The sequence below is a fragment of the Thiothrix caldifontis genome, assembly GCF_900107695.1.
GTDB lineage: Bacteria > Pseudomonadota > Gammaproteobacteria > Thiotrichales > Thiotrichaceae > Thiothrix > Thiothrix caldifontis.
In genome coordinates this window covers 89,616-110,585 of the sequence record NZ_FNQP01000008.1, presented here as the reverse complement: position 1 = coordinate 110,585, position 20,970 = coordinate 89,616, and the positions used below count along the sequence as shown (strand labels likewise).

The following is a 20,970-nucleotide window of genomic DNA, read 5'->3' as shown; positions in this document are numbered from 1 at the left end:
GTTATTAGTAAAGGCTGACGCGGTAGTGGGTACTGCGTTCGTTTTTTTGCAAATGGCTGGGTAGCCCCGGATATTGTGCGCCGTAGGCAACCAATACAAATGCCGGTACGCCGGAAGTGATTAGGGCGGTGCGCAAGTTGTCAGCACGTTGTTGCGCCAGTTCACGATTAAACGTGTCATTGCCGCTGTCATCCGCGTTGCCGACAATCATGATTTGCGGGGTTTTATCCAAGCGTTGCGCGGTTTGCAGCAATTCACTGATGTGTTTACCGAGTGCAATAAGCGCTGGGTGTTGCGGGTTAACGTCCGCCTTGGCTTTTTCAAACGGGTAGTTGGCGGCTTCTATTTGCTGGGTAAGTGTTGTCAGTGCAGCGGTGTCGGCAGTGAGTTGTTGTGCGCTACGTTGCTGTTGTTGGGTTTGTTGGTCGAGCAAGGTTTGTAGGGAAGCTTGTAGCTTCGTATGTTGGCTTTGTTGCTGTGTTAACTGTTCGCCCAATGTCTGTAAGGCGATTTGTTGCGCGTGTTCTGCCTGTAGCCGTTGGTGTACGAGTGCGGCTTGGGCTTGTTGGTATTGGTAAATCCACCAGCCGAGTGCGCCCGCGATGGTGGCAAGTAACAAATACGCTAACCAAGGCGGGCGTTTTTCGCGCTGTTTTTGTTTTTTAATGAGGCAGTCGCGGAGTAAGGGTTCGAGACTGTTAAAAGTGCTGGTATCGCCTTGGTAAGCTTGCAGTTGTTGGTGGTATTGCTGGTGAATGTTTTCCACCGTTTCGGCGAGCATGGCGCGTAATTCGGCAGGAACCGTGCCGCGCACTACGACGGCAAGCACGGCAAGCGGGCCGTGTTCGACCAAGACAGTGAGTTCACCCAAGCGCAGGGTGTCGAGCATGTCGTCGCCGGTGGTAGCGAAAGAATCTTTGATGAAGTCCTGAATGGCGGTCAACATGCCGGAGATGATTTCTGGGTCTTTGCTGGCGACGTTTTCTGAGAATACATGTTGTAGCAGTAAGCCGGTGTCACGGTGAATCAGGAAAACTTGTTCTACCTGATAGACCAAGGTGCGTAGCAGGGCGATTTGGGCATACGATTGCCCGGTACGCCAAGCATCAAAACGCCAACGCCAGGAACGTACTGAGAGGCTTTGTTCGAGGAGCTGGTTGAAGTTTTCCAAGGCTTCATTCAGGGCTTGCTGAATGGATTTGCGGATAGCAGGCCCCATCACCGGGTAGAGCACGTCGGCAAAGCGTTTGGGGTCATTGCTGATAGCGTGGCTCATGGCACGTTCAACTGTCGGTGCTAAGACGCTGGAGACGCCGCCATCGTGTGCTTCACGATGTTGCAGCGCTTCGGCAATGACGCTGGCAACACTGGCGCTGTATGTCGCAGAGTTTTCAAACTGTGCTTTTAATGCCAGCAAGGCATCGTAGTCCTTGCCGAACAGTAGGTGACGCAATTGTGAAATATCGGGCGTGCCTTGCATGGCTTATGCCTTGTCACCTGCCAATTGATGGCTGACGCTTTCTAGCAAGGAGGCGAGCATTTTGCGATCGGCTTTGTCTTGGCGTAATTGTTCAGTGGCCTGTTTGAGTTGCGTGAGCAAATCGTTACGTTGCTCTTCCATGATTTGGCTGAGTAGCTTGGATTCTTCGGTAATGCGTTCGTTGAGGGTGGTTTCGCTGCTTTGCAATTGACGTTGCAGGCTTTCTATGCCTTTGCTGCTGTGTTCAAAATGTTTGCGGGCGGTGGCGGTGTCTGCCATGCGGGCTTTGGCTTCCTGATCCAGCAGGTCTTGCAGCATGTGGATTTCGTGGTTGAGGCTGTCCATGTTTTTGCGCATTTCGTCGCGCACGGAGTTTGTCCAGACTTTGACGAAACGTTCCAGATTGGCGAGGCGCTTTTCGTTTTCACGCGCTTGTTCGCCAAACAGGATGTTGCGCACCATATCGAGGTTTTTGTCTTGTACCGGGGGGGTGAGTTCGAGGTCTGCTTCTGTTGTACTCATGGTGATAGCCCTTGTTTTTATTATGAAGAATGGGGGAACGTTATCACTGCTTGGTAGGCGCAGACCAATTTTTCCGATGTAAGGCGGGGCGTTGCTTAGATGACTTTGCCCTCTTTGATGTATTCACGCAGGATGGCGGCTTCGAGGTGTTTTAGGTCAAGTTGGGGGGAACCGTTGGCGAGGATTTCTATGGCGCAGTAGTGGGTGATATTGAGGATGCTGGCACCGGAGAGTTCATGACGGGCGGCGATGTGCTGCCAGTCGATGTCGGCGGCGAGGGGGAGTTGGGGGGGGAAGGTCTTGCGCCAGAGTTCGAGGCGTTCGTCGGGGCGGGGCATGGGGAAGTGGATGATGGACTGGAAGCGCCGCACGAAGGCTTCGTCGATATTGGCGCGTTGGTTGGAGGCGAGGATGACTAATCCGTCGTAGCCTTCGATACGTTGCAGCAGGTAGGCGACTTCCTGGTTGGCGTATTTGTCGTGGGCGTCGCGGATGTCGGTGCGTTTGCCGAACAGGGCGTCGGCTTCGTCGAAGAACAGGATCCAGTCCTTGTGTTCGGCTTTGGCGAACAGGCGGGAGAGATTTTTTTCGGTTTCGCCGATGTATTTGGAAACCACGCGGGAGAGGTCGATGCGGAATACGTCACGCTGGGTGGTTTTACCGAGCAGGCTGGCGGTGAGGGTTTTACCGGTGCCGGGGGGGCCGTGGAACAGGGCGCGGTAGCCGGGTTTGAGCTTTTTCTTCATGCCCCAGTCGTGTAGCAGGGTGTGGTTGTGGGTGATCCAGTGTTCGATTTCGCGGATTTGGCGCTGGGTGTTGGGGTGTAGCACCAGGTCGTCCCAGTCCATGTCGGTTTCGAGGTATTCGGCGGGAAAGTCGGTGCTGAAGCGGGGTTTGCTGACCGTGCCGAGGGTGAGTTCTTCCACCACTTCGGGGGCGAGGATGATCCTGCCGCTCATCAGGGGTTCGCCTTCGGGGACGGGTTCCAGCCAAAGGATGTGTTCTTTGGCAAACCAGTGGTCGCTGCTGAACAGGCGCTGGACTTCGAGGCGTTTTTCGAGGTCGTCTCCGGCGAGGATGAACTGGGCGGTTTCGCCGGTGGGGAGCAGGCCGCGATGGTTGACGCCGCGCACGCCGCCGAATTCGGGGAAGTCGCCGCCTTCGGGGAGGTGTTCGGCGAGGATTTGGTTGAAGAAGTGGGGGCGTAATGTGGGAGCCAATACCAGCGTCAATACGCCGAGTTCTTCAGGCGTTGGGGTGAATTGCTGGGTGAAGTGGGCAAGCCCGCTTTCGGTTGGGTGAAAGTCTGGTGGGGCGATTTCAATGTTTCCAGGATGTCCGGCGTGTATCTGGAAACGCTGGACAATAATGCCTTGGAGCCAGTCAAGGGCTAGGTGGAGGTTGGCGGTAAAGTTTTGCATCAGTTTGGAGTATTAGGTAGGTAATCGAATGTTTTATTGCTTCACCAGCACCACAAAACCATTGGCGGGTAGTGTCACATTGATGTGGCCTTGGGAAGAAGGGATGATTGCCCCCTGATTCCCCGTGTTCTGACCACCGTAGGGGGCGGCGTCGCTATTGAACACTTCTTTCCACCCGGCGTTGGGGATGGCCAGCAAATCCTTTGTGACCACATAACCGTCTGCAAACGGGGTGTTGTTGAAACTGGCGGCGATAATGACCTGATCGTCGCCATTCCAGCGCTTGAAGGCGATGACCCGGTTGGGGTTTGACAGGTGCAGGATGTCGATGTTCAGGCTGCGCACTGCTTCCAAGCGGTGGTTGAGGGTAAGCAGATCCTGATAAAAGTGGAACAGCGCCTGACCGTTGCCGTGCCGTTCGCCTAGGATGTCTTCGCGGTGTTGCCGGAAGTTGTTAAAGGTATAAGGCTTCGTGGCACCGATTTCTTCACCCATGAAAAACATGGGCGTGCCCGCCGACAGTAGGGAGAGGCCAAAGCACAGCCGGGAACGCGCTTCCGCCGCTGTGCGGGTGATACCCACGAGGGGAGCGCCATTGACGGCCACCACCATTGTCCGCGCTGTACCTGCGGCGTTGCCAGCCTCATCGTGGGATTCGTGAAACACTACCTGTTTGTGCTGGCTGGCATAAAGCGCACCAGCGAACTGATCCATTGGCAATGGCTCATTGCTGCCGAAGCCTGCCCGCTTCAGTAAACATGCCCGCTCTCCCCCCATCTCGGAATCGCCGACCAGATGGTGGTAGAACGCCAGTTCCCAAGTGGCATCGAAGCCCAAGCCACCTTGGGCGGGAGGCTTGGTCACGGCGTCCCAGCCGGTGTGGTCTTCTGCAACCAGCATGACGTTGGGGCGGATCATGCGCAGGGTGCGACTCCATTCCCGCAATAATTTTTGCCCGAAGGCATTGGCTGTGCCGACTGAATGCCCATTGGCATGAAGCGCGTTATCGCGGTGAATGGCCTGGGTGAGGTCTACACGCAGCCCATCCACATGCATTTCTTCGATCAGGAAGGCGGCAGCGCTGATGAATTGCTGGCGCACAACCTCTTCCCTAAAGCGCGGGGTGTAGCCGGTAGAGCCGTTGTCGAGATAGCCGCCGTCTGGAAAGGGGCGACCATCAGGAAGGTGGTAGTGGGAGGAGTCCCCTTCATACCAGTAATAGATATTCTGTTCGGGGGCTGTCGAGTCGTATTGCCATTCGGCGCGTTCCGCATCAGGCGCATAGTGGTTGTAGACCACATCCTGAAGCACCGCGATGCCACGCTGGTGACATGCCCGCACGAAATGACGGTATTTGTCGCGCCCCCCAGCGCTGGATTCGATCGTGAAATGGTGGCTGTTGCCATAGCCCCAAGAGGCGTCGCCATTGAATTCCGCCATGGGCAGCAGTTCGACGGCGTTTACGCCGAGATCCACCAAATGATCCAGGAAGGCTAAGGCATCGCCCAGATTCCCAGAGTCATTGCTGCCGAATCCCAGTGAGCCGATGTGCAATTCGTAAATGACGAGTTCCTTGAGGTTGTTGGGAACCGGCAAACCGGACGTGAATTCCCCAGCCCAGAATGCTTTCGCCGGGATGAGATCCGGCGTTGCGCCCACCGGTGTGGAGTGAAAGTCGTGGCGCACGACATCGGGGTCGATCACCACGCTGCAACTGATAGTGCCGTCGAGGGTGTCCGGTGTTCCCAGCCAAGAACCCCGCGCGGGGTTGATGTCGCCCTTGCCGATTTGGCTGCGGGAGAAGATGTCCGTCCGGTAGACGGTTTGCCCTTGGGCGTTGACAATGCGGTACATATAGGGTCGGCTTTTGGCGGCTTCAAAATCCATATCCAACACGCCTTCCCATATCCCGTCGGGCAGGCGGGACAGGGCGACCACGGGCTGGGTTGGGTCAATGCCGCTGCCGTCGTCGGCAATGTAGCCGTGAGCCGGGTCGCCGAAAACCGCTTCTACGCTGCGGGCGTTGGGTGCCCAAACAGCGAAGCGCAGGCTGGGTGTGGTGCTTGCTGTGGCAAAGTGTTTGTTGGCTCCGAGGCGGCGGGCGTAGGTGAAATAGTAGCGTTCTGTCTGGGGTGTTCCTGTGCCGTGCAGCCGGAGCTGGCGGTAGCGTTCAGCGGAAGCGTGATCCGGCACTTCGGTCGGGATGCCCCAGAAATTGCTGCCTTGTGGCCCGTCGAGGACTACGCCCCACCGGAAAGTTTTGTCCGCATCAGCCAGGTCGAGCGGGATGGTGGCGCGAAAGCTGGGGCAGCCGTCTTCGCCAGTTTCTGCCTGCATCGGCGTTTCTGTCCAGTCATCTGCATAGCGGCCATGGTGATCCCAACTGCCGCGCAGTCTGGCGTTGCGGAAAATCGGGCGTTTCAGGCCGGTGAGGAATTGGAATTCTACGGTTTGTGTAGCCATGGGGATTATCCCTAATTTAAGAAACTCTTTTATTACTTTAGTTGCGATAAAAAGCCAAGGTGTTCTTTGATGTTGAATACACTGATATTATTGGGAGTTATATCTCCTCCCAATGCAATAGCAGGTGTAAACCCAAAGCATTGATCAGATTGAAGGCTTGGCAGTCTCTTTTTTGCGGTGCGGAAAACCTCATAAAGCATAAGTGGAATATATATATCTTCAGTGGTAAGCCATCCATTCATAAGCGCAGTAAAGTCACTGGTTAGAGGGGTAACTTGCAAATAAATTGGACATAGGTAGTTGTATTTCTCTTGGGAGTTGTTTTTTTGCTTTTTAGCTTGTTCATTAAGGTAAATGAGACCACCAAATGCTGTGCGTATTAATACATGTAAGGTATCTTCGTTAGGAATAAATTGATAGATGATTTCTTTATATTCATCAGGGTTTACTAACCAGAAAAAACCATCTTTATATGAGGATAGACCTTCTTTTTCCCAAATATCAATTAAAGCTTTGGGGAGTTTGTTTTGATATTTATTAACTGTGGCTTTGGGGATGGTTGCATAAATCCCATCTTTTGGGTTGTGCTCATTAAATGCTGTTAAATTGTTGGGCATTGATTTGCTCTCTTTATTTCAGATCGACATTCATTTTCACAGTTCCGTAAACCGATGGATTGACATTGCTAACCGCTTTAGTAATCTCCTGAATTTTTGATTTCCATTGCGTTCCAAGATGACTGTTCACACTGGATACGCCCACATTGGAAAATACATAATGATCACCGCCTGCAACCTGATCCAAACTGTGAGTGGCAGCAGCCTGATATTCCCATAATTTTTGGGCTTCTTTTTTGGTAAGACCTTTATCCATTTGATTTTTTATGTATTGATTACGTGCAAGATTGCGTATATTTATTTGTTTTCTAAGTGTTGAGTCTTGAATTCTTCCTTTGTTCTCAAAGATAAAGCGATTACTCAACCATTTTGCAATGGTCATGTCTCTTATTGTGCTTTGTTGTTCTTTAATTTGTCTGTTGTATTCCTCATCCATTCCTACATATACTCTTTCAAAAGTTAGTTGAACTTTTTGCATTGTATTGCTTTTTCCTTTGATTGATATGGTTGCGAAAAGGTCTCCAATTTCGTTAACAAGAGTTTCAATTTCCTTTATTCTAATTTTATTATCTTTCTCGTCGGAGAATGAAGTGATTTCTAATTTTAATTTTTCAATTTTTTTAATTTTTTTCTTGATGATGGGGATAACTTTTTTCCCACTATTAGAACTTGCGATTTCATTCAATAATTGGTGTGCTAATTTCGGGGTTGATGCTACCATTAACTGGGAATTTTCATTGTTTCCTGCAAAGTAAACAGTATGTTCTTCTCCATCTTGATCTCTGAACTGTTTCTTGGCGTTCCACCAATTCAGCAGGCTTTTAATCGTGTTACTCGCTGCTGTTTTCATACTTTTCAGCATATTCCCCAGCCACCCAACAATCTTATCCATCCCCTTGTCAATCGGCTGGCGAATCTTCTTGACGATGCCGACCACTTTGTCGGGGATACCACCCAATCCGGCGAACTTGGCAAGGAAGGCAAGCACTACCGTCAGGGTGCGTGCCATGGTTTGCTCAACCCGTTTGGCAGCAGGTGCTACCTGACCGGCTGCAATGGCGGCGATGGAGTCAACGAAGGAGGCGACCACCGCGCCGATTTGCTGGGCTTTCTGGATGAAGAAACTGATGGTGTTGTAAACCGCGAGGATGGCTTGCACCACCGCACCTGCCGGATTCAACATGCTGGCGAGTTTGGTGACGGCGGCTTTCACCACTTCGGTGGAAATCATCTGGGTAATTTGGGCAACCAGTTGATCCTTGAGTTCGCTCAGTTCGGTTTTGATTTGTTCCCATGCCGCTACCGGGCCGTCTTTAACCAATGTGACCAGAATGCTGGCGGTTTTTTCCAGCCCTGCCAATACGGGTTCGGGGATGATTTTTACCAGCTTGGCGCGGATCGCCTGCCAAGTCAGCCCTAATACGGAGAGTACCAGCTTGATGATTTCCATCAGGCTGAAGGATTTAGGGATGTAAACGCCTGCTTCTGCGAGTGGCCCGACGATCCAGTTGATCAGAGCCGTTTTCAGGTGCTCAAGGATATTGCCAGCAAAGAGCTGGAAGCCTTGCTTGCCTGCACGCACGAGGTTGCGGACAAAGCCGACAGGGTTTTTCAGGATGGTAGTAAAAGCCGCTTTGGCTTTTTTGAGGTAAGGCATTACCCCCGGTGCTACCACCGAGAACAGGATTTCCAGCAAGCTGATGACCTGATTGAATGCCCAACTGAAGAAACTGCCTGCAATATTGGCAAATGCCCCCACGATCTTGCTGAATGCACCCGCTACTGTGATGATGTCTTGGAAGGTTAGGGAACGGAAAGTGTTGATAATGGTGCGTGGAATAGCGCGGGCAAACCCAAGCAACCCTTTTAAAGCTCCGTCGAACCATGCCCAAGCGCGTGCTACCGCATTGCCTTTCTTGAGATTTTCCCACACCTCTTCCTGCCCGATCAGCTTCATGAAACCGCCAATCAGGGTGTCGGCATTACGTGGAACCTTTTCACCGGTAATCGGGTCTTCGCCTAGAAGCGCCTTGAGCAGGTCATAGCCGCGTGTGCCTTGGGCTAAGGCTGCCAAGGGGCGCAGGATGGCATCCTTGACCAGTTGCAGGATGTCAACGACAACGCTTTTGGCAAAGGAAAGTATCCGTTTGATGGGTTCGGTGAAGATGCGTTTGGCGCGATCCCAAACCCCGCCGAGGTCTAAAACGTCGCTCCAGCCTAAGGAGTCGAGGAAGCGGCTCAGGGCTGACCCAATATCGCTGCCAATATCCGCGAGTTGAGCCAGTTTTTGTTCTACCCACGCGCCTGCTTTGTTGAATACGCCGTGATTGTCGAGCGCTTGGGTGATGAAGTGTCCACCCGGAATCAGCTCAATCATGGCTCGCAGGATATTGGCAGCACTGCGGTCGACCGCTTGCCGGTTGATGGGGTTGAACCCCATGAGGATGGTCAGCAGACGGAAACCCGGAATGTGGTACGCTTTGTCTGCAAAGTAGTCGAGCGCATCCTGTACGCCGAGGCGCTGGATGGGCGGTGGTGTCGCCGTGGTCGTGACCTGTTGGCTGCGCTGGATAGCGTGACCTTGCTGGATGGTGTGGGTCAGTTCATGCGCCAGCAGGTGTTTGCCTTCACCTGTACCGGGTTGATACTGGTCGCGGGAGAAAAAGACATGGTTTTGGTAAGTGAATGCGCGTGCGCTCAACTGGTTGTTGAGGCTGGCAGCTTCGGGGTCGGTGTGGACACGGATATTGCTGAAGTCAGCACCGAAACGCGGTTCCATGTAACTGCGTACTTCAGAACCCAACGGTTGTCCGCCCGTGGTCTTATTGCGGATAGTTGACTGGATTTGGGAACTGGGTGCGGAAGTGCTATCACCGCCTTTGCGTTTTAACTCGTCGTCTTTTTTCTGGATTTTTTGCTCAGGTTCGGCTTTCTGAAGTTTTTCTACCGGCTCGGCTTTCTGGATTTTTTGTTCGGGTTCGGCTTTCTGAAGCTTGTCCTCTTTGACGGCAGTGGGTGGGCTTGCCATCCGCATCACTTTGTCCGCCATCTTGTCGGCTTCTTGCTCGAACTTGTCGCCCGGCTTGTTTACCGTCATTTTCATCTGCACGCCTGCCGGGGCAAAGAAACTGCCTTGCCCTGCTTTGGCAAAGAAGGGCTGGCTGGCGGTTTGGGTCGCCGTCCGGGAGGTGGTTTTGGAGGTTTTGGTAGCAGATGTTTTCATCAGCGCCACTCAGTCCACAACAGGTGTGGCATCCACGGTAGTTTGACCATGCCGATGCCCCAAGGCAGTTGGTCTAGCAGGATGTCAAAGGTTTGGGTTTCCACCTGCAATAACCAGTCGCCATCATTACGCCGGGAGATTTTCCCGTTGCGGAGGAGAAATGTTCCGCGCAAACCGTCAACCGAGGTGTTTTTCAGGGCTTCCCAATGGTGGATGACCGCTGTAAGCAGTGCGGATGCTTCTTCACATTCGCGGGGTGTTAAACCGCTATCGGCTTCTACTGGCATGTCCAGCGGCAGGTTACAGAGAATTTTGGGTAAGGCTAATGCGTATTCCGGTGCAGTGGTTTGCCCGGTTGCCATAAAGTGCAACAGGCAAATGGCGCGGTTAGCCTCAACCAATTGCTCGTCGACAGCGATACCCAAGGTCTTGAAACAGTGTGGCAGGAAGGGATGCAACAATACCAAACCGGCATTTCCAATATAGAAACCATCCGTTTCTGCTTGGGAAGCGGCGGAAAGTCTGGCGGGGCTGTGGGTTGGTGGTAATGGGGTGACAGAAGGTGAATGCGGCCTAAGGCTTGGCGTGAACGTATTGTGCTGTGTGATTTCTAGCCCGTGTGGTTCTGATACATTCGGTGTTGTCTGGGCGAGTACGGTTTTATGTATACCGATTGCATCTGAATGTTCGGTTTCTTCTGATGATGTGAGAAACCGAGTTTTCATTTGCCGTGGGTATACATGGCTAATTGGTTCGTGGGTATTTTGCTGAGTGGTAGCCCCATGTTTCATATCATTTAGTTTTTGTTTCACCTGGCTAACTGGTTCGTGGGTATTTTGCTGAGTGGTAGCTGACCGCTGTTGTTCCCCTGTGTTTGCCAGCAGGCTGTCTTGAGTGAGGTGAGGAAAATACTGTGGGTATTCCTGAAAGAACTGGCTTGCTAGTGCGGGGGCTGTCAAAACGCTATCCAGCGGGGTATGGGCAAGCTGTGCAAATACGACTTCCCATACCAGCCGGGTAACAGCGCTTGCTTCGGTGGTTGAAGTGATCGCCGCCGGTAATGCCTGTAACACCTGATCCACGACTGGGCGACTGTCAGGAGATAGCCGGGTGACGAGCGTTTGCAGGAATAACGGGGAAAACTGGCGGGTCAGGCGTTGCCGTGCTGTTGGGGAGGTGAGCGTCTGTAACAGCATGGTTTGGGGAAATGCATCGTCGTTATGATCGGTGGTGGCTGGTTCTGACTGTTGCCAAGCTTCTAGTAGGGTTTGTTCCAGATTTTTCCCAGTGGGGAGCTGGAATGACCAAGGCAAGCGCCCGGTTTGCAGGAAATGCATAAAGGCTTCGTGGAGGCTTTGTTGAGGTGTTTGAAAGCGAATAGGGCTGCCAGTGACCGAGGCCGTTTGCTGCGAGTGCTTGCCAGCGGATAAGTATTCCCGCAATTGTTTTTCCAGTGCGTGTGCCAGCAGGTCAGGGAGATCTTGCGCTAGGCGTTCTAAGGATAGAACCCCTGCATCAATATCCAGCCAATCAATACTCAGCACGCCAGCGGCGGGTGCATGGCGTTCCAATACCGGTTCAAGCGCAGGCATTAGCCGGTGTGTGCATAAGTCGGGTAACGTGCGTTGCAATGCCAAGCCTGCGGCTTCTGTGCCGTTGAATGCGAGGTGGAAATGGCATTGGCGGATGCAGTGGGACATTACAGCTTCACTTTAATCAGTACGGTTTGATCAAGTTCGATGATGATTCCTGCCGCCGCCGCATGAATGGAGCGCACCGTGAACTGACTGTCCGCCGTGATAGGTGCAGTGGATAACGTTATGTCGTTGCTATCACCGCTTACCTCTGTCCCTTGCATCTGTTGGTTCAGTAACAATTGGTAACGCACGCCTGTTTCGCTGGATACCGTTATGTTAGCTACTGTCCCAGCGTCTACCTCCTCTTGAGGGGCTGATAGCGTGGGTAAGCGGGGTAAGGCCACCGCGTGGGTCAGATCGGTGGCGACATTGGTGCGGGCTTTGCGAGCGTGGATGTGCAAGGTGGCGTTATCCGGCAAGGGACTATGCAAGTCGACTTGCGGCGTCTGTGGCTGTTGATTGGCGGCGATAACCAAATCCCCTTCGATTCTGAGTTGGTTAATGCCTTTGTTTTCTGGGTAATCGCGGTTAGCCCAGTGGTGGAAGTAGGCAGGTGAACTGATGTCTTCCCCCGTTGCACTCAGACGGAAGTGGTAAAATACCCCAGCTTGACCATTGGCGACCTGAAGCGTGCGGGCAAGGCGTGCTTCATGATGGATGCGTAGTACCAGTGCAGGTTCGGGATCAGGGGCGACCAGCAGCAGAATAGCTTGGCGCAAGGGTACGGCGGATACGATGGTTTGCTGGTTTTCTTGGTGGGGTTTTGCTGCCTGAATCAGGATCACGCTGTCTTCATGCACCGCAGGCAGCGTCAGCATGAGTTCCCCGCCATTGCCGCTGACAGGAGCACCGGTTGTGGTGTAACCCGGTGGGGTTTGCCAGAGGGCTTGCCATGCCGGTGGTTTGGTGTGTACATCGGGATACCCCGTTACTGCAACGCTGAGCAAACCGGTAGGGTCGTTGCCAAACACCAATTCGCTATCCGCTAAGCTGTGCTGGAATGCCTGATAAGCAACGGTGGGCTGACTCGCTGTCAGCGTGAGCATGGGTTGTGCGCCAAACGCTAAAATGGGCGAAGGTGTGGCGGCAACCGTGAGGTTTGGATTGGCGCGGACTTTGAGCGGTAGTAGGGTATTCAGCCAGTTCGTTTGTGCACTACCCCCGGCTGGGGTACGGCTAATTCTGATGTGGATGTCGGTATCGTCCTCCAGTGCATGGCTGTGGATCGTGATGGCATTGCCACTACCTAACCCGGTGACGGCTTCCGATAGCGCAGTTCGTCGGGCATCTTGGGCTGGGAATAGCTGGTAATTGACCCCTTCTTGGGAATGGCGTACCGCAACCGTGATTAGGTGGCTGAAGTGTATCAGGCGTGCGGCAATGGGGTTGGGGCTTCCTGCGGGGGGTGTTAGCAAGGTGATGGGGTGTATGTGACCATCACTGTCGATTTCTCCGGTGATTTCTGCTTCCAGCGTCGTATCCAAGCCCACTTTGATGCTGGCGGTTTGTACCAGAAAGGCTGAATAAGGGTTGTCCTTGCAACTGTCCGCATCATAGCTTTTACAAGCCAGTATTCTATAGGTGGTGTCTTCGGTGATAGGCGGTGTGGTCAGGATCGCTTCGCCACCATTGCCGGAAATGACAAAACCATCCATCGGTTTACCGTCTTCCTGACACAGTTGGTAACGCACGTCGGGTTGGCTGAAGCTGATACGGATATTGGCTTTTTCGTTAGGAGGAACCATTTCATTGGAGACGGCTAGGTCAGTCAGTGGGTAAGTGCGCCCGAAGCCTAACAGGTCAATGAGATGGTCACGGGCAGCACGTAACCCTTGGTAATTGACCGATGTATGGCTGGCTTGGGTGGTGCTGATACTCAGGGTAGTCAGCCAGCGCTGGTAAGCAGTTTGAAAGTGGGCTAACTCGTGGGCTTCCAGCAAGCGGAAGGTGACCTTCAGGTGTGCGGGTATTGCTTCACGGATGGCGGCTTGCGATGTTTGAAGGCCGGCGGGCAGAACCACGCTGAGCCATAGTGAATAGGGGTCGCCGTTCGGAATGTGTGTCTGTAGGGTGAGAATAGGCTTCGTTTGGTGCTGGTCGCCGGTCAGCGGGTCATCTAAGGGGCGCAGCAGAATGTGTTCGATGATGTAGCAGTCAATTGCCTCGCCCAAGCCTAGTTTGAGCCGGATACGTTGTTCCAGCCCTGAGATGTTAGGGTGCTCTGCGGCTTGACGGTAATTAATGGCAGTGTTGCGGCGTTGCCCAAGCGTGGCGTAGTCGCGTAAATAGGCTTGCTGGCGGGTAATGTGTTGCGCCAGTGCATCGGGTGTTCTGGGACGGTCATCCACTAATTGTTCTGCAAAGCGGGCCAAGAGATGGTTCAGGAAGCGGTGTTTACGTTCAAGGTTTTCTGTTGGTTTGGTGGGGTCATCCACAATGGCAGCAAGGCGATTGCGGCGGGTCTCCTGATTCGGTGCTGTCCAGAGATTCAGGGTAGTGGGCGCGTTTTCATCTAATCCTAGGCTGGGGTCGTTCAGTAACTGGCAAAAGTAAGTATTGGTGTCGGTGTTGGTAAAGGCGAGTAACTGCCAGACATTGGCAAGTTGGGCAAAATGGTTGGATAACAGTTGCTCGAATAACAACAAGTATGCTTTGAGCTGTTTCACCTGAGCTTTACGTAGTGGGCTGGCGGATGCGGACAGACCGTTGCTGTTGATGCCATAGGTATCCGGGAATTGGTGTTGGATGGAATAATAGCTGCCACCGATATGCCGGTTTTGGCTGGGTGGCAGCGGTAATTCCGTTAATTCCCTCGGTAATGGCGCAATAGTTGCGGCGGTAACGTTAAGCTCTTTAAGGAAGAGAGGAATTTCAATGCCTGCCTGAATGAGGGTGATGTGAGAGTTGTGTTTATCCAGTCGGGGGACTGTAGTGTCGTCGAGTCGGAGTAACCATTTATTGTTATTGGCAAATTCAAGCCGCCGCACTAGCCGGACACCGGGGATATCCATGAGCAGGCGAATCAGGTCTGAAGTACGCAGTTCTGTTTTTTTGGTGTTTGCCCGTAATTCGGCAGAGTCAATGAAGCCATGTTCCAGTGCGGGGCCTTCAAACAGTTCGTCAATTGACAAACCCGCCTCCAGCCCTTCCGGTAACGTATAGCGACGGGTGGGAGGGGAGAAATAGTGGCTAATTTGGGTGTCAATCGCCTGTTGGAGTGTGTCGGGATTCGCTGCCGCATCAATTTCCAACTCGACTGTAAGGCTGACGGGAAATACTTCCAGCCAGCGCAGCCTGAAGTCTTGGGCAAGACCCCGGTATTCATGTAAGCGTTCAGTGACCGTGGTGGGGACGCTGCCTTGAAAGCCGGTGTCCGCTTCCAGCCAGATTTGGTAAATGCCTTGTAATACCAGTGGTTCCAGTTGATCTTCGCGGGCAAGGCTTAGGGTGTTTTCTTCCTTATGAAAGTAGAGCGGTGGCTGTGTGGGGTTAAGTCGTTCAATCCAAGCATTTCTGACACCGGGAATGTCTAGTAGCAGTTTGCGTAAGTCCAGTAGCGTGATCGGGTTGGTGGTCAGTATTTCTGAGGGCGTAAACAGCTCGGCAAAAGGCTTCCGCCCACCTTCTGCCAAGAGGTCAGGAATAGGGTAGTCAATACGGTAAAGCAAATCGGTGAGGGCGTAACAGAGTTGCTCCAGTATCGTAATACCGGGGTCGTGGGTGTTGTAATCCGTCCATTGCTGGCTACCTAGCCGTTCAATGTGACGGATACCTTCGCGGCGTAGAAAATCGTAATCCATGGTGTAATCCGCCCCAGCGTTTTATCAATTGATAGGAGGGTGAATAAAGGGCGGGTCAAAGATAGGGACAAATCTAACTGGGACTGCCCGGAAGGTAATGCCGTCCAGTGAAATCCAGGCGTTACTTCCACTCTCCATGATGACTTCACCATTGGCTCGTATATCAATGCGTCCGATAGTATTAGAATTGGTGCAGGCAGCATGGAGTTCTTGTTGCGCAGGTCTATAGCCTGCGGGCAAGGTGAAAATAGGTTGACCAGTACTTCCATTTTTTATCAAGCCTTTTAAATGCACAATGCCAAAAGAGTCCTTGAAGTATCCAGCAGTGTTCCATACATGACCGTAATAGACCCAACCGTTCAATAAGGTGGGAGCAATCCAGTCTTCTTGCGTGATGAAATTAGTTTTTATACCCCCATTAATTTTGATATTACCATTTACTTCTAGTTTTTCTGAGGGTTGCTCAACGCCAATGCCTACATTGCCTGAATCACCGAGGATTCTTAACCGCAGTGCCCAAGCCGTTTTGCTTTGAGTGGTCGTTGTCCATACATCAAAGCGTGCCTGATTAAGGCCGGTACTGTGATCCATTTCAAGGGTAACGGCAGTGGTGGTATTATCGGGAAACACCCATGCGTTATTGTTTTCATTATGGTGAGCGTTGAAGCTCAGGCTGCTCCACGTTTTATTGCCACTGAGGTATAAATAATTTTGTCTGACTCCTGTAGTGCTGCTGATATGTAATTTGTGTGTCGGGTTATTTTCGGCAATACCGATATTGCCATTGTTGCTGATCACTAATCTGTCTGCACTATTGGTCATCAAATGCAATGTTGCGTTGCCATCTGCTTCAAGTACCGCTTTGCCGGAGCCAATCCAAAACTGACCACTGGTGGATGGTGGACCTAATAGTTTAATGCCCCGGTTGGTTTCGGTCGCTTTCTGGCGTATGACTAAGGCAGTGTTGCCCATTTGTGCCGCTACAGTACCTATACCCAGTGCGCCGCTATCGTAAATGGTGGTGGTGTTCAGGGTTACCTCGCCGGTCGTTTCATGGATGAATAAGCGACTTTTATTGATTTTGTCGTGAAGGCTAAAGCCGGGTTTTTCGGGTGTACTAGCATCGCTAATGCGGAGTTTCCATGTGGGCAGCGGGTCTTCTATCTTGGTATAAATATCTAAGGCATTTTTATTGGTATCTGCCACAATGCTTAATGGTTGATTAGCAGGCTTTACTAACAGGTCATCTTTCTGATTCAACATGCTGTCAATCAAATCAGCAAAGTTACTTTCTGTTGGAATACTATTTTTTTTGAAAAAGCTTTTTAATTCAGTCCGGTTTTTCTTGTTACTGATGTCCATGGGCGTTCTCCTGCATTAGTGGTGGCTCTAATGTTTATTAAGCTATCTGAAAATCTAAGCCGATTTTCATGTAATTGATGCCAAAAAATAACTCTGCTTGATAACCACTATCCGGGATAGGGTCGAATTCATGTTGTGGTTCTGGGATTAGAATGCCTGTCATATCTTTAGTACTGATGCTGTTAATAACATTATCTATAATATAGTGATTTTTGAGGGTGTCAGTGCCGAAAAGACGAATATGGGCGATATAGTCAATATAAGGAAGTCGTTCAACAAAATTGATAATACTATTGGCATAGATGGTGCTGCCAATCGTAATGTCTGCACCTTCATCATAAGCCCAAGGCGCTAAAAACCGGTTAATGGCTTCATTCAGGCGTTGTTTGTAATAGCCTTCTTCATAACCTTGATGAAAACGTACTCCCATCCGAATTTTGAAGGGGACATAACGGGCGTTGTTGACGACAATCGTGGCAGCATCCGGCGCGATACCTTGCAGGTAGTCACGAATCTCGGTCAGCAGGTTCACCGGGGCTTTCGGGGCAAACGGATCGGCGGGTAGGCGATTGCGGATATCCGGTATGACAATGATTTCCACGGTTCCGGGCGTTTTGTCAGGTGACAGCAAAGAGGCAGGAATGCACTTAACCTTGTAGATTTGCGGGAAACCTTCCAACACCAAATGCTCATAATCCCACGGCGTTAAGGCGCGTTGCTTGTGGCGTAAACGTTCACTGACTCGCGTGTAAAACCATGGGGCTGGCTCAACACCTTTACCACCAAAAGCGGTATAGGGTTGTTGTATGGCTTTGATGGCGGGTAATGGATTAAGCAGTTTTTTGATGCTGCCGCTAGGTAGTGGCTGGTTTAATGCATCAGGGGCATTTTGCGGCATATCTACCCGTGTTGTTGCAATGGCTTGGGTGTGAATGGCTACCGTATCGCAGACGCTGTTGGGGTATTTGGGGATGCTGGCTCGTAGCCAATAATATGCCGGGGGTAACAATGTATTGGGTTGGCTGGCAGGTAAAGAGAACCGGATAATGCCGGAATTGATCAACCCCTGTGTCGCATCACTGAGAATATTGTCAGCCAAGCTATGCCATTGGTTGCCGCTCAGGTAATCCCAACGAATGGTTTCAGGGGGGAGGTCGGCATTGGCACTGCCTTCAGCCATCTGGAACAACAGACTCAGGTGTTGGGGGGGCTTGAGTTTTTCCAAACCAATGTATAACTCACCCGCGTCATCAAACTGGGGTAGGAAATTAACCTGTTGGGTGTCCTGATTCCACGGAACCTCTGCATGACCAAACGGGTAAATATGATAAAAACTATATTCTGATTTTTTAGCAGAGTTTGACGATAAAGATGCTTGGTAGTCGATGGTTAATTTTTTAATAGTCGGCGTGTAAGGTGGATTGAGTAAGAAAGCACTAATATTACTAGGTTTTACTGTTTGATTCGCTATTCCTATGGCTAGATTAGTCGCATTCCGAGTGGCAATTGCGGGATAAGCAGTGTGTTGAAAATCGGGATTTTTTAACTCCCAATATAATTTTTTTAGTGGTTCTTTATTAGATAAATTATTTTCTTCGGCTACGTTTATTACTTGAATTGAATCATTAAGTAATAAATCATGCACAGTTACTTCTGTTTTTTCATTAAAGCCGATGTCTATTTTGAAATCGGATGTGGAAATTGATGCATTTTCTCTGTAATTATTGTAATAGTCATCATCTGGTTTATTAATCCATTCAATATTGAAGCTCAAATAGGATAACCGCTTTTGTGATAGTTCAGATGATTCTATATGAAAACGTGAACCCACAACCGGCCTTGACCCAAAGGGTTCAAACGGTTTTTTGATGTCTACGGGTTGTAGATCGTTCTTTGCGTTAATATCGGTCAAACCGCTTACATCCGTGTTAATATCGGTTTGGATGAGTGAAAGGGCTTTTAGTTTCTGGTAATAAGGGTAAGTTTCTTGGTTTTGGTTGAAAATGATTTTTATAATCGGCGCTAGGGTGGAATTAAACAAGCTTGCTGTTGGGGCTGTGATAGCTTCTCTGTCTGGTAGTAAAATGATTGTAAATTGTAGTTTGTTTGGTTCTGGTTTATTAATGGTTAACTCATGCCTTGTGTCATTCCCTGCGAGTTCTATTTCTTTTTGTGGGTCTGCTTTTAGCCAGCTATCTTTGCTACTTAATAAGACACTGAATGGGTGATTATTTGTGATTTCTTCTTGTGTAATAAAATCTAAAGCACTGGAAAATGTAAAGGTTAAGGTGATGTCGCGTCTGCTTTGGCTTAGCAACAAAGTAGGGGAGCTGATTGCCAGACCAAATTCGGAGGGTACACGTTGCATTTCGGTGGGACGAAGTTGACCAAAGGTTTTCCAACGTACTGTATCGCTGTTGGCAATAGGGTTGGCGTGAGCTATTGTTGTTACATCGTTACTGGCATATACCCCCTGCCATTCTGCTTTTTCTGCGACTGGATCAGCCCCTTCCCGGTTACGCCAAGCAATCATGAGGGTGGCATAAACCTTATCCATTTCCGCTGGGTTGATAAGTTGCTTATCCAAGTTATTCAAGTAACTGAAGTCTTGCTCTGGTAAAAGAGTGCGCAAATCTTCGACGCTATGGTTTGGGTGATGGCTACCTAATACTAATGGCAGTGCCAAGGTTAGTTGTAAAATTGTGGATGGGGGAGCGGATAGTGCGGCAGAAAGGGCTTGCTGGCGGTCATGAGACACTTTGTTTTGATGGGCTGCTGTCAGTGTTTGATAGACCTTATTCCAATCATGAGAATCCGCTTGGGGGTTTTGGGCAGTAGTAATGATGGAGTACAGGTCATAGGCCGACATGAAAAAATAGTCCTGCATGTGCTGAATGCTGGTATGCAGACCGTTTAACCCACCAAATTGTTTTAGCTGGTTTAAGGTTTCGATTGCTAATGTTTGCTGGAGTTTGGTTTCTATGTTTGGCAGGGAAACCGGTACTGGTTGTTTGCCGGAGGCTTGTGCTAACAGAGTGTCAATGCGCTCCCATTCGCTGTCAATGCGGATCTTGGTTTGCATCATGGTTTCAAATTTTGTCTGGTCTTCTGGTTTAGCCAGATCAATAAACATCTTGTTTTTCAAGAAGTCTTGTACATCGTCACGTGTAAGGTTTGTATACAGCTCATCTATGCTGGATATGTCTGGAAGCCCCGGAAAACTCTCATCTTTATAAGGGTCAAAACCTAATGCCTGTTTAAAGTTGTTATTGAAATCATTCTCTTGCTCAAAGGTAATCGTGCTGCCCGGATTTTTTCGGGTTCCCAATTCTTTTAAGAACGCATTAATGCTTTCTCCCCAATCCTGATGGTATTGCTTCCACAGTGCAGGCATAGACTCGTTAGGTTCGCGTTGTTGCTGATACTTCACGAGTTCAGCGAAGCGATGGAACGACAGATTGAGGCCGTGTTCTGCGGTGTTGCTACGGATAAAGTTCAGTTGAGAGTAAAGTTCATCATTCAGAAAATCGGCATCCAGCACTTTCCTAGTGTTTGCATCCACAGGGTAAAAGGGGAGTTCATCGCCGGGAGCTGGATGCCCTAGGGCGATTTTCAGCATTGCCAGCAAATCGCCGCTGGCATCCGGGAAACCAGTGATTTTCTTGTCCACATAAAGAGCGCTTAGTTGGGCTATCCGTGCCTGATTCAGGAGCGTGTCCTGATCAGTGGCGTACAGGCGGCGGTTGCCTGTGCTGTCTTTGCCTGCATCCAATAATGTGCCAGCGGGCAGTGGGAAAGCCTCGGCGTGTTTGGCTAATTCAACCAGTACATGGACATGATCAGGTCGTGCTGGTTTTTCCCGTAGTTGCAGGAATTGCCGAAAATGAAAATCCAGATGACGCCGTGTCAGGTCATTCAGTGGTTGTCTGACCAACGCCAGCAATTGGAGGAAGCTGAGCAATAACACGAAGTGGGGTTGCTGGCATAGCTGTGCTTTGTTTTCCGGCAGAGAGGTTGGATTGGCGAGGAATGCTAGTATGTCATCCAGACTAACATCCTGTGGGAAGAAGGCTTGCCAATCACCTGCTGCCTCATTCTGTTCATCAAAATAACGCAGTTCGCCGCTGTAATCCCGTACAAACGCTAACAAGTCCCGCAGTGAACGTTCATCAACACGGGCATAGTCAGGCTGTAAGGCGGGGTTGTGCCGCCGTTGCTGGCTGATGCCATCCTGTAACTGGGGTGTCGAATTTGCCATGGTTATTCCTCTGCTGCTCCTGGCGGTTTAGCCGTCTCGTGATTGGCAGTACCGCTGACTTGGGGGCTGGCTTGCTGATGGATTTTACTGATCAATTCATGGACTTTAATAAAAGGCAGATTGCCCAGTGCTTCTAGGGTTGTATTGATTTCGTCTAACGTTAATTCAAGCCTGATGGTTTTCACGT

General features: G+C 50.7%; 12 protein-coding genes. 1 reads left to right on the top strand and 11 read right to left on the bottom strand.

The genetic code is table 11. The features are described 5' to 3' along the window. Positions 1 to 4: 4 nt before the first annotated feature. The 4 genes from BLV87_RS08375 to BLV87_RS08360 all read right to left on the bottom strand — a co-directional run bounded on the left by BLV87_RS08375 (position 5) and on the right by BLV87_RS08360 (position 5,616). The gene (locus BLV87_RS08375; protein ID WP_093067379.1) at positions 5 to 1,480 is read right to left on the bottom strand and encodes an OmpA family protein; all 1,476 of its coding nucleotides are present in this window, start codon (positions 1,478 to 1,480) and stop codon (positions 5 to 7) included. A 3-nt stretch (positions 1,481 to 1,483) separates the two neighbouring features. Continuing rightward, positions 1,484 to 2,002, bottom strand: coding sequence for a hypothetical protein (locus tag BLV87_RS08370; protein ID WP_093067376.1), 519 nt, complete (start codon positions 2,000 to 2,002; stop codon positions 1,484 to 1,486). 95 nt (positions 2,003 to 2,097) lie between these two features. Further along, the gene (locus tag BLV87_RS08365) at positions 2,098 to 3,423 is read right to left on the bottom strand and encodes an ATP-binding protein (RefSeq protein ID WP_093067374.1); all 1,326 of its coding nucleotides are present in this window, start codon (positions 3,421 to 3,423) and stop codon (positions 2,098 to 2,100) included. A gap of 33 nt (positions 3,424 to 3,456) precedes the next feature. Continuing rightward, positions 3,457 to 5,616, bottom strand: a complete 2,160-nt coding sequence (locus BLV87_RS08360) for an alpha-amylase family glycosyl hydrolase (protein ID WP_217629963.1) — start codon at positions 5,614 to 5,616, stop codon at positions 3,457 to 3,459. Positions 5,617 to 5,646: 30 nt separating this feature from the next. On the opposite strand from BLV87_RS08360, the gene BLV87_RS19665 reads away from it, so the two are divergent. Next, positions 5,647 to 5,901, top strand: coding sequence for a hypothetical protein (locus BLV87_RS19665; protein ID WP_217629962.1), 255 nt, complete (start codon positions 5,647 to 5,649; stop codon positions 5,899 to 5,901). A 17-nt stretch (positions 5,902 to 5,918) separates the two neighbouring features. Here the strand turns inward: BLV87_RS19665 and BLV87_RS08355 are convergent, their stop codons facing one another. The 7 genes from BLV87_RS08355 to BLV87_RS08325 all read right to left on the bottom strand — a co-directional run bounded on the left by BLV87_RS08355 (position 5,919) and on the right by BLV87_RS08325 (position 20,968). After that, positions 5,919 to 6,503, bottom strand: coding sequence for a GAD-like domain-containing protein (locus BLV87_RS08355; protein WP_093067368.1), 585 nt, complete (start codon positions 6,501 to 6,503; stop codon positions 5,919 to 5,921). Positions 6,504 to 6,516: 13 nt separating this feature from the next. Continuing rightward, the gene (locus BLV87_RS08350) at positions 6,517 to 9,726 is read right to left on the bottom strand and encodes an eCIS core domain-containing protein (RefSeq protein ID WP_175517888.1); all 3,210 of its coding nucleotides are present in this window, start codon (positions 9,724 to 9,726) and stop codon (positions 6,517 to 6,519) included. Continuing rightward, on the bottom strand, positions 9,726 to 11,426 hold the full coding sequence (locus BLV87_RS19320) for a contractile injection system tape measure protein (protein WP_175517887.1): 1,701 nt from the start codon (positions 11,424 to 11,426) through the stop codon (positions 9,726 to 9,728). Before BLV87_RS19320 ends, BLV87_RS08350 begins: the two co-directional genes overlap by 1 nt. Continuing rightward, positions 11,426 to 15,163, bottom strand: a complete 3,738-nt coding sequence (locus BLV87_RS08340) for a hypothetical protein (RefSeq protein WP_093067365.1) — start codon at positions 15,161 to 15,163, stop codon at positions 11,426 to 11,428. The genes BLV87_RS19320 and BLV87_RS08340 overlap by 1 nt, the downstream gene beginning before the upstream one ends. Positions 15,164 to 15,187: 24 nt before the next feature. Further along, the gene (locus BLV87_RS08335; RefSeq protein WP_093067362.1) at positions 15,188 to 16,525 is read right to left on the bottom strand and encodes a hypothetical protein; all 1,338 of its coding nucleotides are present in this window, start codon (positions 16,523 to 16,525) and stop codon (positions 15,188 to 15,190) included. A gap of 37 nt (positions 16,526 to 16,562) precedes the next feature. After that, positions 16,563 to 20,297 (bottom strand): baseplate J/gp47 family protein, encoded by a 3,735-nt coding sequence (locus tag BLV87_RS08330; protein WP_175517886.1) that lies wholly within the window; start codon positions 20,295 to 20,297, stop codon positions 16,563 to 16,565. 488 nt (positions 20,298 to 20,785) lie between these two features. Further along, positions 20,786 to 20,968: a hypothetical protein gene (locus BLV87_RS08325; RefSeq protein WP_093067357.1), complete on the bottom strand. Its 183-nt coding sequence runs from the start codon at positions 20,966 to 20,968 to the stop codon at positions 20,786 to 20,788. Between the last annotated feature and the right edge of the window lie 2 nt (positions 20,969 to 20,970).